This is a genomic window from Paenibacillus sp. FSL M7-0896 (assembly GCF_037975415.1).
In the GTDB taxonomy this organism is placed as follows: domain Bacteria; phylum Bacillota; class Bacilli; order Paenibacillales; family Paenibacillaceae; genus Paenibacillus_AQ; species Paenibacillus_AQ silagei.
Genome location: NZ_CP150250.1, coordinates 6,320,066 through 6,335,462, shown reverse-complemented (window position 1 = coordinate 6,335,462; position 15,397 = coordinate 6,320,066). Strand labels below are relative to the sequence as shown.

At 58.3% G+C, this 15,397-nt stretch carries 5 protein-coding genes; all 5 read left to right on the top strand.

Annotation, left to right across the window (positions count from 1 at the left end):
* Positions 1-8: 8 nt before the first annotated feature.
* The 5 genes from MKY12_RS27300 (at position 9) to MKY12_RS27280 (ending at position 15,079) form a co-directional block, all read left to right on the top strand.
* Positions 9-4,088, top strand: a complete 4,080-nt coding sequence (locus MKY12_RS27300) for an Ig-like domain-containing protein (RefSeq protein WP_339311625.1) — start codon at positions 9-11, stop codon at positions 4,086-4,088.
* Between the two features lie 82 nt (positions 4,089-4,170).
* Complete coding sequence (locus tag MKY12_RS27295; protein WP_339251355.1) at positions 4,171-6,453, top strand: helix-turn-helix domain-containing protein; 2,283 nt, start codon at positions 4,171-4,173, stop codon at positions 6,451-6,453.
* 1,056 nt (positions 6,454-7,509) lie between these two features.
* On the top strand, positions 7,510-8,175 hold the full coding sequence (locus MKY12_RS27290) for a hypothetical protein (RefSeq protein WP_339311623.1): 666 nt from the start codon (positions 7,510-7,512) through the stop codon (positions 8,173-8,175).
* 2 nt (positions 8,176-8,177) lie between these two features.
* Entirely contained in the window at positions 8,178-12,587 is a 4,410-nt protein-coding gene (locus MKY12_RS27285) for a glycoside hydrolase family 2 TIM barrel-domain containing protein (RefSeq protein ID WP_339311622.1), read from the top strand.
* The gene (locus tag MKY12_RS27280) at positions 12,584-15,079 is read left to right on the top strand and encodes a glycosyl hydrolase family 65 protein (protein ID WP_339311621.1); all 2,496 of its coding nucleotides are present in this window, start codon (positions 12,584-12,586) and stop codon (positions 15,077-15,079) included. Before MKY12_RS27285 ends, MKY12_RS27280 begins: the two co-directional genes overlap by 4 nt.
* Positions 15,080-15,397: the final 318 nt, after the last annotated feature.

The window sequence follows — 15,397 nt, the reverse complement described above, 5'->3', positions numbered from 1 at the left end:
TGGCTATTATGAGAAAATCAAGTCGGAAACCGTTTTTTGTATACGCTATCATTTTGGTTCTGCTGATGGGTCTGCTTCCGGCAGACCTTGGTTCTGTGGCCCGGGCGGATAGTAATTATAAGCTGGAGGAGACCTTTGAATCTTATAGTCCCGGTGCGAAGCCGGCCGGCTGGACGATCAAGACACCTCCCCAGGGAGTGAGTGTGGGGGTGCAGGCGTGGGAGGGGTATCCCGGCAAGCTGCTGGAGCTCCAGCAGACCAGCAAGCTCGCCAGCAGCTACAGCATCAGCAGATCCGTTACAGATGTGACGTACAGAAGCATGTTCAGCTATTCGTTCAGAGCGGAGCAGACCGGAGCGGTGATCTACCTGCCCACCCCGCAGAGCGGCTCTGTGACGCTGGTGAAATTCGCCATTAATAATGGTGCGTTCAGCTATATGAAAAAAGGTGCCGGATCGTGGACCTCCGTACTGCCAATATCGGCAGGGGTGTGGTATGACGTACGGGTGGCCCTCGACAGCGGCAGCCATACCTTCGATCTGTCCATTGACGGCAAGCGTCTGCTGACGAAGGAGCCAATGGCCGAGGGAGGAGCGTTAGCCTTATTCTACATGGGTTTTTATAAGGACAGCATCGGCAAGATAGGTTTTGACGATTTTATTGTAAGCGGATACAAGCAGGCGGTAAGTGCAGCCTTCTCCCAGCAGTCTTACGGGCTGCGAAGAGGGGAGAAGCTGTCCTTGCCGCTCCAGTTCACACCTGCAGATGCAACGGATCAGACTGCAGCCTGGTCCACCGGCAGCGAGGAGGTGGCAACTGTGGACGCCAACGGTCTGGTTACCGGCATCCGTGAGGGGGTGACGACCGTTACGGCTGAGCCGAACGAAGCGCTTCCGGCGGTAACCGCTACGGTAGCCGTCTACGAAGATCCGATCACGGATATTGTATTGGCTCCGCTTCAGCGGGCGGTTCCCGCAGGCTCCCGTGTGCTGTTACAGGCAACAGTAACACCGGAAGACAATACGGATACAGGCATCCTGTGGGGAACGGAGGATGAGAGCATCGCCGTGATTGACCGCTACGGAGAGCTGACGGGGGTAAGCGCCGGAACAACTACCGTGTTCGTCACGGATGAGACCGGAAGCGTCCGGGCCGAGACATCCGTTACCGTAACCGGACGGACAACCGGACAGGAGCTGTATGTCGCTCCGGGCGGGGACGACAACAACAATGACGGCACGGAAGCCTCGCCCTTCCGGACGATTGCCCGGGCGCAGGCCGAGGTCCGGCAGCTGAATGAGGATATGGACGCTGACATCATCGTCAATCTGCGGGAAGGGACCTATACGCTGACGGAACCGCTGGAATTCACACCGGAGGATTCCGGGACGAACGGATATTTTGTCACCTACCGCAGCTATCCCGGGGAGCAGGCGGCCATCAGCGGCGGGCGGTCCGTCACAGGCTGGACGGTGTTTGACAGCGCCAAGGGCATCTACCGGGCAAATGTCGGAACCGGCCTTCAGACAAGGCAGCTGTTCGTGGATGGTATCCGGGCAGTCCGGGCCCGGAGCACAGCGGGACTCGTGAATCCGCTGAAGACGGCAACCGGCTATACCTCGGATAATACGGAGCTGGCCGGGTGGAGCAATACGTCCGATATGGAGCTGGTGTTCAATGAGCTGTGGACGAATTCCCGGATTAAGGTAGAGTCGGTAACCGCTTCAGGCGGCAAAGCACAGATAGTCCTGCAGGAGCCGGGCCGGAGCGCGGTCTTTAACCGGGGATTAACCTCGGCGACTGTGCCCGTCTATTACGAGAATGCTATGGAGCTGCTGGATGAGTCCGGGGAATGGTACTATAACCGGAATGAAGGTATGCTGTATTACAAACCGCGTGCCTGGGAGGATCTGTCCACGGCCGGGGTTGTGGTTCCGGTACTGGAGCAGCTCGCCACAGTGTATGGTGTATCTGCTGACGAACCGGTGCGCAATCTGAATTTTGAAGGCCTGAAATTTATGTACACCACCTGGAACCGCCCGAGTACGGCGGCGGGACATTCCGATTCACAGAATAACCATCTGCGTTATCCGTCCATCCCCGATGAGCTGACCGAGGCGGCGGTGATGCTGGAGCTGGCGAATACAGTGAATTTCCGCAGCAACGAGTTCACCAAGCTGGGGATTACAGCGGTACGGATGCAGAATGGCGTTCAGAACAGCCTGATCGAGGGCAACCGCTTCTATGATATTTCCGGCAGCGCACTGAACGTGGGCCAGCCGAATTCGGCAGACCGCAATATCTATCATCCGGCAGACCCCCGGCTGCTGATGAAGAATAATGATGTGCTGAACAATGTGATTCATGATATCGGCATCGATTATAAATCAGCGTCCGCCGTATCGGCAGGGTATCCGGTGGACATGGATATCAGCCATAATGAGATGTACAATCTGCCTTATAGCGGAACCCATATCGGCTACGGCTGGGATAAGCTGTTCGATGCTGCCACCCGGAACGTCAAGATTCAGAATAATCTGATCTATGACCTCATGGGCATGGGCTTGCGTGACGGAGGCGCCATTTACAGTCTTGGCCCGACAGGAGCCACAGCCGAAGGTAAAAACCTGGTCAGCGGCAACTACATCCGCAACCAGATGGACGGCAATGCCGTTCTCTACACGGATGAAGGGTCTGCCTATTGGAGCTTCGAGCATAACGTCATTGATCTGAAGGACGCTCCGCTCTGGCATTCTCCGCTCCGCTGGGCGATGGCGTATGTGCCGACCATCCATGATGTGGATTTCGTGAACAACTATACGACAACAGACGGATACACCAACAACGGGCGCAATGTGCTGTTCCAGAATAATCTGGTCCAGCCGGATGCCGCCTGGCCGCAGGCGGCCCTGTCCATTATCGAGCAGGCGGGGCTTCAGCCGGAATACGCCTCTGGCGCAGAAGGGCAGGTCAGCCGCTGGAGGCTTGCTCCGCTTAAGCTGGCCGCCGGTGCAAGCGGGCAGGTATCCCTCCAGGCGCTGGACGGCAAAGACCGGCCGCTGGGTACAGCGTCGAGCACCTTCTTCTATAGCATTCTCGATCCGGCAGTGGCCTCGGTTAGCAGCGGGGGTGAGGTCACCGGACTGAGCCAGGGACAGACGAAGCTTGTAGTGAGCATCCTGAACGGCTCGATGCTGCGCACCCTCAGTGCGGATGTGTTCGTGGGAGACACCCTGTCCACGGTTCTTCTGGAGGGGCACGACGGCCATGTTGCTTACATCCGTGAAGGCGCAGACCTGCAATTGCAGCCTTATGGCGAGACGCTGTTCGGCAACCGTGAGGAGCTGGATGCGGTCACCTATACCAGCAGCGATCCTTCCATCGTCAGCGTCAGCGGGAACGGCCTGTTAACGGCCCATCAGACCGGCTCGGCCACCCTGACCCTCTCTACGGAGTATTTGGGCACTGTGACGCAGGGGCAATATGAGGTTAAGGTATGGAATGAGGAGAGTGCCTACGATCATACCCTGCAAGGCGAGGTGCAGGACTCAGGCGGCTGGTATGTAGCGGCAACGGCCAACGGGCTGAAGGAGAGCGGGACGGACACGCTGACCCTGCGGGCACCCGGCGGCCATATCATCTACCAGAACCGCAAATATCAGAATGAGCTGCTGGATTTCACTATGACAATCAATGACAGCCCTGCCTCCTCCAGCTGGTATGCCCTGATGCTGAATAATCAGAGCAAGGAGCTGAGCTACAGCACCGGCAGCATGTATCTGGTGGTCGTTGGAGCCTCGGGCATTGAGCTGCACCGCTTCAACAGCGGGGTGCGGACCGTGATCTATGGCGCAATCGAGGGCCTGCCCAGCCTGGGCGGACCGGCGATTCCTAATTCGTTCCTGCCCTTCGGGGAGCGCAAACGGGTTCAGCTCGGTGCTTTTCAAGAATCCGGGGGTGTGCGCCTGATCCTGAAGGTTAACGGGGTGCAGGTATTCAATTATCTGGACACCGCCGCCGGGGCCATTGGGGAAGCCGGGTACTTCGGGCTGGTCTCCCGCAATGCGAGCACGGAGCTGGGATACTGACAGCATAAGCTTATGAACCCGGGTGCGCAGCCCATATCATTAATAAGATAGCCAACATCTGGACTTACAGGGGATGACACCGATGCATAAGAAATGGCTGTACCGACTGATTCTTTCCTATCTGCCGATCCTGTTTGCTGTGGTGTTCTGCCTGATTATTCTGTTCTTCGTGACTTTAAATGAAGCGATGGAGAGGCAGACCGCGAAGGCCAACGGCGTATATGCAGAGAATGTGCTGCAGATTGTAGATACTACCCTGCGCAATCTGGAGACCATGACGATCAAAAGCCTGCTGATGGATGATCAGGTGGGCAGTTATTTTGACCGTCCGGGGAAGCTTGATCCTTACCGCGATTACGGGGTAACGGAGGTGCTGCTGGATTTCATGTCGCCGCTGCCGATGATTGAGTCGGTCTATTTATACCGTGCGGCTGACGGCAAGGTGCTGATGCAGCATTTCTCCTCGCGTCTGCCGGACTTCGGGGACCGCAGCTTCATAGAGTCTTCCATGAAGAATACCGGCAGTCCGGTCTGGAGCGGAATTCGTGAGCTGCAGCTGTTCTCCGGCGAGGATCAGCGGAAATCAGTCATTTCGCTGGTGGAGCAGGTGCCGTATTTCTCCGGTGAGCAGGGGCTGATTGTCATTAACGTGCGGAAGCAGTCGCTGCAGGCGCTGATTCAGGAGATGAACATGGCGAATACGGAGATTTGCCTGAAGGATGCGGCGGGACGCGCTTTTGCCGGGGGAGAGGCCTGCTCCGGGCCGCAGGTTCATAGTCAGGCAGTCAGCCGCAAATCCTCCTATACCGGCTGGACGATCCAGGTAGGCATGGAGCGTGCCAAGGCCTTCTCTCTGTTGTCTGCCTTCTCCAATGTCTGGGCGGTCCTGGGGTTCGCCGCGATCATCGGCGGTATCGCCGCCATGACGTATATCAGCCACCGGAATTACCGTCCGATTGAGCAGGTCATGAGCCGGATCTACTCCTTCGGGGAGGACCGTGCCTTCGGCTGGAAGCCGCAGAGCAAGGAAGGCGACGAATTCGCCTTCATCGGCCATGCGCTGGAGAGCCTGATCGAGCAGACCAACAGCTATGAGCAGCAGCAGGCCGAGGGGATTCTGCACAGGCGGAATCAGTTATTCAAGGAGCTGCTGGAGAACAGCGGCCAGATGTCGGCGGATAACTGGAGCCGGGAAGCGAAACGGATCGGGATGGACGGTGAATTCGCTGGTGCGGTGGTGGGCATTGCCGAGATTGATTTCTATGAGGCTTTTGCTGCAGATTACTCGGCCCGGGATCAGGCATTGTTCAAATTCACGCTGCGCAGTGTGATTCAGGAGATTGCCGAGAAGGAAGGGGGTTCCCTGTGGACCGAGTGGATCGGACCGGGCCGTCTGGGACTGCTGTTCCGCCGCTCTGCGGATGAGGAGACAGCGGACATCGCAGAGAAGACGCTACTCATTGCCGAGTCTGCCCGGTCCTGGGTGAAGCAGCATCTCAAGTTCACGGCTACCTTCGGCCTCAGCGGACCCGCCGCCGGTCTCAGCGGCTTATCCGTCGCGTACCGCCAGGCCCTGGGGGCGCTGGAGCGCAAAATCACCGCCGGTCCAGGCCGCGTCTATGCGGCGCCAGCCGAAAAGCCGCTGCCTCCGGCAGAAGGCATGGATGTGCTGGTTCAGGCCATCGGCGCTGTTCCCCAGCTCTACCGGCTGGGGAATGCGGAGTGGAAGCCGCTGATTGAGCGGATCTTTGCACTGCTGGCAGGCGGCAACTACTCCAAGGAGGATATCGTCCGGCTGCTGAGGCTGCTGGAGACGGGGCTGTCCCGGGAGATGCAGGAGCTGCCGCCGGAGATGAAGGGGATCTGGAACAACGGGCGGCTGCGGGGAATTCCGCATTCGCCGGAATCTTTTGAATGGATTGAGGAGCTGCATGGAGAACTGGTCTCTTCGCTGGAGGAGATGGAGGAGGCGCTGCGCAGCCTGCGGATGAACCGTGAGCAGTATACGCTTGCCAATAAGGTGCGCGAATACATCGCCTGTAATTACGCTGATCCCGACTTCTCCCTGACCCATGTTGCCGACAGCTTCGCCATGAACACCAAGACGGTAAGCCGGATCTTCAAGGAGGAGATCGGCGAGAACTTCGTCGATTATCTGGCCCGCCTGCGTATGGAGGAGGCCAAGCGCCTGCTGACCGGAACCTCCGATCCGGTGCAGCGCATCGCGGAGCGCGTGGGGTATCTGTACCCCATGTCCTTCATCCGCGTCTTCAAGAAGCTCGAAGGCATCACACCCGGCGAATACCGCAAAGCCCAGGGCAGTCCCCTGCATGGTGGTGATAGTGAGGGTGATGGGGAGAGTTAGGCTCATGTGGCCATGTGATGTGAGCGGGGCGCACAGCGATTAGCCGGTTATAGTTGGCGAAGCTACGGGGGTATAGGTGTGTAACAAGACGGCCGGGGTTTCCGGCCGTCTTGTTCGTCTGCTTGCTGCTGAGTCGCTGCCATTCTGGAAAATAACATCGGCGCACGAATGAAGTGCATAAACACACCACATTTTCGCAAATTCACCGTTGGCGCATGTATGCTGATTTCCGCATACATTGGGTCCATGTGCCTGCGTGCGAGCTGAATGTATGCTGATTTCCGCATACATTGGTTCACGTGTCTGCGTGCGAGCTGAATGTATGCTGATTTCCGCATACATTGGTTCACGTGTCTGCGTGCGAGCTGAATGTATGCTGATTTCCGCATACATTGGTTCACGTGTCTGCGTGCGAGCTAAATGTATGCTGTTTTCCGCATACATTTGGTCCATGTGCCTGCGTGCGAGCTGAATGTATGCTGTTTTCCGCATACATTTGGTCCACGTGCCTGCGTGCGAGCTGAATGTATGCTGATTTCCGCATACATTGGTTCACGTGTCTGCGTGCGAGCTGAATGTATGCTGTTTTCCGCATACATTGGTTCACGTGCCTGCGTGCGAGCTGAATGTATGCTGTTTTCCGCATACATTGGTTCATGTGCCTGCGTGCGAGCTCAATGATGAAGGGTATAAATACACTACATTTCCGTAAATCTACCGTTGGCGCACGGATGAAGGGATAAATACACCGTATTTACTGGAATAGCACTGTTGGCGCAAGAGTCAAGTGTATATGTCCCCCCCAGTGCCGGCGTTGGCAGGCCTCGATCAGCATCTTATTTTCTCCCGGAACAAGATTCTCCTTTATTCTGAAACATCGGCGGGTGGTCTGCACAGCGCTGACAGTAAGCCCGGATTCGGTTGCCGCATCATGTGCACGTATAGCTGCATTTTTGCATGTCGTTATTATGCTAAAGAAGGGCATGATCGTCAAGGAATCGGCCCGCCGGATACGTTACTCTAGAAGGGTAGATGACATAAGGCTGGAGGGACACGATGCAGCGTTGTTTATATAGAGCCGAGTGCAGGGAGGCTACTAATCCATCAGCGTTCTGGGAGGCACAGACCGGGCTGCTGAATGAATGCATGGACAGGCTGGGCCTGGGACGGCTTAGTATTTTTCAGGATGGCAAGGAGCTGTTTCTGTACTATGAGTGCACCCGCCGGGAGGTGGAGCCGGATCAGCTGTTTCAGGGGACTGCAGAGATTCTCAAGGAATGGCCGGGAGGGGAGCAGCCCCGGTTGTGGGTGCCTATGATGGATATTTTCCATTATCAGCAGCCGGTCTCCGCAGAGCATTGGAAGCGCAGTCATGCGGCGGGAATCCCCTACGGAAGAGTGGCGGCGCTGAAGCCGGAGCAGGTCGCAAGCTATGTGTATCACCATTATCAGTATCAGGAGGAGCATCCGGGGGACGGCGACAAATATGGGATTATCGGGCTGCATGAGAACCTGCTGTTTTTTTATTCTGAGCTGCCTGCAACGGTGGAGCCTGCCCCGTACGCCGGGAAGCTTACCACGAATCTCCGGCCGGAGAACTGGGGTGAGGTGATGGACCCGCATTTCAGGAAATGGAGTGAGATGCAGCCGGATCAGGCCATTTGGAAAAAGCTTACGCTCGTCCTAACCATCCCCCGCCCCTATGCGGAAAAAGGAGAATGATTATGCTACGTACATCCATATGTCTCAATGGTGAGTGGGATTTCATGCCGCTCTATGACCAGCCGCGCAGCCGCGCGCTTCCGGAGAGACTGCAATACGAGGCCCGCAAAATACAGGTTCCCTCAAGCTGGCGCTACAGCTATACTGCGCCTTCGGGCAGCAAATTCGGCGAAGTCGCCGACCATAATTTTCAGCCTTTCGATGTGTACAGCTACCCGGAGGAATGGAATGCAGCCGAAGCCGGGGTGCTTCACCGCAGCTTTCAGGTGCCGGAGACAATGCTGGAGCAGCGGGTCGTACTTCGGTTCGATGGTATTATGCAAAAAGCGGCAATCTATCTGGACCGCGAGCGGATTGCGCTCTGGGAGGACGGCTTCCTGCCCTTGCGGCTGGATATCACCGGGCTAGTGAAGCCCGGCCGGGAGCAGCAGCTGCACGTGGTCTGCGGCAGCTTCGACACGGCCGTGCTTCCCTCCGGGGAGACCAAAATCACCGGACTCTCCGGCTCCTGGTTCGGCAGAATCGCCCGGGGCATCTGGCAGGATGTCTTCCTGGAGGCCTGTCCGCCGGTATCGCTGGAGGATCTTACGATCCGCACCTCTGTCCGGCAGGGAAGGCTGGAAGTGGATGCCCTGATAAGCGGCACAGAAGACGGTCCCTTGTCCGAAGGACTGCGGGTGCTTTTGCAGGTCAGGGAGCGAACGTCCGGCGTTCCGGCCGCACGGACAGAGCCGCCCCATCTGTCGCAGAAGCTGGCGGCCGCCCGTCCGCTGCCCATACTTGAAGCGGAAGCCGCAGTAGCGCTTCGCCCTGCGGAAGCTGCGGCCGGACGGCAGTTATGCAGAAATACCGGCAGCCGGGAGTGGGGAGGAGCGGCATTCAGCCTGCCCTGGCAGGAGGCCATGCTGTGGAGTCCGGATTCCCCTGTCCTGTATGAGCTGGAGCTAGTGCTTCAATCGGGCGATGTCGTTCTGGACCGCCGGAGCGAGACCTTCGGCTTCCGGGAGTTCTGGTGCGAAGGGCCGCAGTTTATGCTGAACGGGATTCCCGTTAATCTGCGGGGGGACTCTTGGCATTTTCAGGGTGCGGCCCAGCAGACAGAGGACTATATCCGTAACTGGTACCGGATGTGCCGGCAGGCGGGCATTAACAGCATCCGGCTCCACGCACAGCCGTATCCGTCCGACTATCTGCGGATTGCCGATGAGGAGGGGATGCTGATTGTCGATGAGACGGCTATCTACGGCTCCAGCAAAAGCATGGATGCCGCCCATCCCGATTTCATCGGCAATTGCCGCGCGCATGTGCAGCGGCTGGTGCAGCGGGACAAGAATCACCCTTCGGTCATCCTATGGAGTGTGCAGAACGAGATGCGTTGGGTGGATGGACGCGATGAATACAAGCAGCATATCCCCGGCCTGATTGAGCTGATGAAGGCGCTGGATGATACCCGTCCGGTCATGGTAGAAGGAGATAACCGCCTGGTCTCCAGGCAGCAGACCGAGGTGGAGAGCCGCCATTACAATATTGACGGCACGATCGCGCAGTGGGATCGGCAGGTTCCGCTCACCTTCGGCGAGCATGGCGGCTGGTGGTACATCTGTCCGCAGAACAGCAGCATGTACTCGGGAATGGATGTATATAAGGAATCGGACGCGAGTGCTGCCGGTCTGGCCCATAAGGAGCGGCTGTTCGTGGAATATGCACGGCGGCAGGGCGTCTCAGGCATCTCTACCTTTAACTTTGTCCATTACTTCATGCGGGCGATGCCGGAGCAGGAGCTGAAGCTGCCGCAGGCTGATCTGACCACACCCGGCCCCAAGCCTGCTGTGATTCCTGCCTACTCGCTTTCGCTGAATAACGGGCTGCTGCCGGAGGCGTATCCGGTTTACAGGCCTAATCCGGCTTTTGCCATTATGGCCGCGGCCTTCAAGCCGGTAACGCTGATTGCCGCCGAATACAACCGCTGCTTCTTCGATGATGCGCCGGTCTCCCGCAGCTTCGATGTCTATAACGATACACTGTCCACGCAGGAAGTAACGGTGGAATGTGAAGTCATGCAGGGCGGGCGCAGCGTACACAGCGAGACCTTCCGCTTCCGTCATGAGCCTGCTCAGCGCCGGAGCATCCGGCTGGAGTGGATGCCGGAGGCAGTCCATGGCGAAGGAGCTGGGGTAGCAGTAGGAGATAAGGTAGCAGCAGGAGATGGGACATCAGTACAAGATGGGGCAGGAGTAGGAAAAGGGGCAAAAGGAGGAGAGGGGGCCGGAGTAGGAGCACCACTAGGTGAAGGAGAAGCCACTCTGTCTGCCCGGCTGTTCCATGGCAGCGAGCTGATGCATGAGCTTGAGGTAAGCTACCGCTTGCTGTCCGGGAGCTGCCGGACCGAGCCGGTAGAGATTGCCCTGTCCGCAGCATACATCGGCTCTGACCGGGACTTCCAGGCGATTCACGCGCTGGTGCCCGCTCTGGTCCGGGCAGAGCCGGAAGCGGTAGATAAGCTTGCGGCTGGAAGCCTGCTGATTGTCGGCAGCAAAATGGCGGATAAGGATGGGTCGCTTGACCGGAGGCTGAGAGGATTCGTGCAGCGGGGCGGCCGGCTGCTGCTGCTGGAGCAGCTTCATCTCTCTTGCGGCAGACTGCCGCTCACCCGCCGGGAATTCATCCGCGCACATAGTGGGGATTACGGGCATCCGGTGCTCCGGGGATTAGGCGCGGAGGATCTGATGTACTGGCATGAGGAGCTGCGCGAGGACGGGCCGCTGCCGATCATCCGGGCGGCGTTCGAGAAGCCGGTGACCGGCGACTTCACCCTGCTGCTGGAATGCAGTGCAGGAGACTTCGGAGACGGCGGCGATCTGTGGTCGCCGCTGCTCGAATACCGCAGCGGAGTGGGCATGTTCCTGGCGAATCAACTGGAGATCATGGATCATCTCCAGCAGGTTCCCCAGGCACAGCTGCTGCTGCGCAGCCTGCTGCAGTATGCGGGCCGCGCAGTCCACGCGGCCGCTGGTCCGGCGGCTGTTGCGCTGCGGTCCGCCGCGCCGGAGACCGCAGCAGCCGATCTTGCCACCGCCGCCAGGTCCGTCGTAGAGGAGCAATGCGCCACCGTTCCATCTTGCACCGATCTTACCGCAGCCGTAACTGCTCCAGCCCCGGCTGCGGTGCAGCCCGCAGCAGCCGATCCAGCCGCGGCACAATCCGCTGCGGTCTGGGTCCGCAGCGACAGTCCGGCGGCAGCCTTGCTCGGCAAGCTCCGCCTGAAGGGCCACAGGCTGGACAGCGCCGCAGGCTTGTCCGGCCTGACCCCCGGCCTCCTCGTCGTGGAGGCCGCACTGCTAGGCGCACCGGGCGCGGCGGAAGCCGTCCGCCAGGCAGCCCTGGCCGGCGGCAGCGTGCTGGTGCTGCCGGCAGAACCCGGCGGGCAGGAGGCACTCGCCCGCCTGCTGGACGCTCCCGTGCGCATCGCGCCGCACGGGACGTATCATCTGGCGGCGGACTATGCGCACGCCGCCATGCAAGGCATCAGCCCCGTCGACCTGTTCGGCTTCGACAAGGTGCATCTCTCGCCCCGGGATGTCGTCAACCGGGAGCTGGCCGGGTACAGGCTGGAGGTGCCAGATGCGGAGGTGCTGTGCACCAGCGTCGAAGGCACAGCCTGGAAGGACTATTTCGCCGGGCAGCATACGGCGGAATACAGCAGGCTGGCGCTGGTCGAGCTGAACCGCAGGAAGGCGGCTGCCCCGGGAGCTTTTGTGATCCGGCAGGCTGCCGGAGCGGGAGAGATCCTCTGCTCGCAGCTGCTCGCCGACCCGGATAGCGACAAGAGTCTCAGGCTCTACACGCGCCTGCTCGGCAATCTCGGAGCAACTTTCGCCGATGAGCTGCTGCTGCATGACAAGGGAGATGCGCAGTGGGCGGTGGAGGCCGCAATGACACTGTTCTGTCCGCCGCATACCGACTACGAGGCGATGAAGGACTACTATACAGACCCCGAATTCTCCCTGAACAATTTGGGGGAAGGCCTATACGGCTGGATGAAGAAAAAAGAACGGCGCCCGGACGGAACCTTCCTCATCCCCGCACCGGAGGGCCGGTCCCTGTTCCTGAGCTGCTTCGTGCACCTGCCGGAGACGGCGGATGCAGCCTCAGACAGCGTGAGCAGTGACGGCATAAGAACCGGCAGACTCCGGGTGAACTCGGCCTGTGCTTTTGAGATCTATATGAATGGCAGGCTGGTGGCAGATCCTGAACAGGAGATTACGCTGGCCAGCGGGATCAACCGTCTGATCGCCATCGTGCGGGGAGCGCAGGAGGATATCGCCTTCGGCATGGTTTTCCTGAATACAGACGGCACATATATGAATGATCTGGAGTTCCGCCTGACAATGGATGAGGTGGAGCCCAAGTGAGCAGAACCAATGGAGAGGAGCAGACCGATATGAACGCCAATGAACCGGTACCATCCGCATCAACTACATCATCCGTACCACCCACATCACTCACTCCACCCGCAGGCCCTCCCGGCCGCGATACAGAGCTGGACCAGTATTTTGCCTTCAACGATGACGCGAGGGAGGTGGAGTTCAAGCGGCATGACATGCCGACCCCTTGGCTGAACTATCTATCCAACGGGACCTTCCATACCATGCTGTCCCATGCGGGCGGCGGACTTTCATTCTATAAGTCTCCGCAGATCTGGCGGATTACCCGCTACCGTTTCTTCCATCTGCCCACCGATCGCTCCGGCCCGTATATTTACTTGCAGGATGCCGGAACAGGCAGCTACTGGTGTCCCACGTATGAGCCGGCCTTCCGGAAGCCGCAGGAGTGGCGGAGCAGCCATGGCATGGGCTATACCCGGTTTGAAGCGCAGGCGGATGAGCTGGCGGCGAAGACGGTTTATTTTGTCGGGCCCTATGAGAATTCCCTGATCTGGAATCTGACGCTGACGAACAATAGCAGCAAGGTCAAGGAGCTGAATGTGTATGCTTACGCCGAGTTTGGGATGATGGAATTCATGCGCGAGCTGCAATGGCAATGCTATAACAAGCATCAGGTGTCGGTGCAGTATCATGAGAAGGAAGCGCTGATCTACAAATACGGGGTGGAAAATCAGCCCAAGCCGGACGAAACTCCGCTCGTCTATATGATGTCCGATGCACCGCTCGCCGGGTATGACGGAGACCGTGAAGAATTCATCGGCAGCTACCGCAGTGAATCCAATCCGGCCGCTATTGAGCAGGGGGGCTGCACCGGCTCGGCCATTCTGGGAGGCGACCCCTGCGGTGCACTCCAGGTCCGGGTAAAGCTTGCGCCCGGCGAGACCCGCACCGTGAACTTTTTCCTCGGAACAGCGATGAACGAGGCTGAGATTGAACGGGCCATCGACCATTCGCGGGAGGCGGATTTCGTCACCCGTTCCTACGCGGCGCTTCAGGAGAACTGGGAGCATTACCTCGGGGCATGGAATTGTGAACTGCCGGATCAGGATGCGCAGCGTATGCTTAACACCTGGAATCCGTACCAGTCGCAACGGAATTTCCTTTTCTCGCGCAATATTTCGTACTATGCCACCGGTACCTTCCGGGGCGTAGGTTACCGGGATACCGCACAGGATATTCTGGCAGTCGTACCATACGATCCCGAGGCCGCCAAAGATAAAGTCCGCCTGCTCCTCGGGCAGCAGTATCAGGACGGGCATGTGAATCATTACTTTTTCCCGAATGAGGGTTGGGACCCGGTGACCAGCATCCATTCGGATGATCACCTGTGGACGGCGCTGGCCGTTTGGGACATTCTTGCCGAGACCGGAGACGCGGCATTCCTTCAGGAAAATATTCCGTTCTATGATGGCGGTGAAGCGCCGCTCTATGAACATTTGAAGCGGGCGATTGATTTTACCGTCTCCAGGCTGGGACCGAACGGCTTTCCGCTGATGCTGCGCTCGGACTGGAATGACCAGCTTTTCCGCGTATGCCGTGAGGGCAGGGGGGAGAGCATCTGGACAGCAATGCAGTTCGGGACGGTGCTGCTGCGTATGAAGGATCTGGCGGCGGCTTCCGGTTACCCGGAGCATGCGGCGTACTATGACCGGCTCTATGGGGAGCAGAAGTCGCTCGTGAACACGCTGGGCTGGGACGGGAAGTGGTTCCGGCGGGCGGTGATGGATGACGGGCGGTATCTGGGTACCGCCGAGCATGAGGAGGCCCAGATCTGGCTCAATGCCCAGACCTGGGCGACCCTGTCCGGGATGGCCGAGCCTGACAAGGGGCTGAAGGCGATGGACAGTGTGCGCGACATTCTCGATACAGAGCTGGGCATTAAAAAACTGCACCCGTCCATCACCACCTTCCCCGATCCCGCCGATCCGCTAACCAACTATAACAAAGGAACCGGAGAGAACGGGGCCGTCTTCTGCCACGCCAATACCTGGGCGATTATTGCGGAGTGCATGCTGGGCAGAGGGGATCAGGCGTACAAATATTACCGCCAGCTGATCCCGAACATCGCCATGGAGCAAGCCGGAATCTGGCGCTACAAGGCAGAACCGTATGTCTATGCCTCGAACCTGTTCGGGCCGGAGTCCGACCGCTTCGGTCTGGCGAATGTATCCTGGCTGACCGGGACGGCTGCGTGGATGTATGTAGCTGCTACACAGTACATTATGGGCATCAAGCCGGTGCTGGCCGGACTGTCCATTAACCCGTGCATCCCGTCTGCCTGGGAGGGCTTCTCGGTCACCCGGCGGTTCCGTGGCTGCGAGTATGAGATTACCGTGAAGAACAACAGCCATGTCTGCTCAGGCGTCCAAGAAATCCGGGTGGACGGCGAACGGCTCGAAGGAACAGTCATCCCCGCATATCCGCACAAACAATCAGTGAAAGTGGAGGTCATATTATAACGATAGGCTTTCTGTATAGACAGAGTGTCTAAGTTAGATTCAGAGTATATAAGCAGTGTATAAAAAGTGTCCCGCTAACGGCTTTAGCAGCGCCCCGGCGGGACTTTTTGTTAGTGTTCAACGACAGCCGGTTGATGCAACCCCCTCTTTCCCAAAAATCAGGCTTGCCCCCGGGTTTACTTTTACGCCTGGCGTGGTATAGTATAGTTATAAGTTGCGCGAAGGAAATATAGTTGCTCTATTGCAACAATGATTATCATTCTCATTTATCTTTCAGTCATTATCCTCAACTACCATACCCATTCAACATGCTGTCCC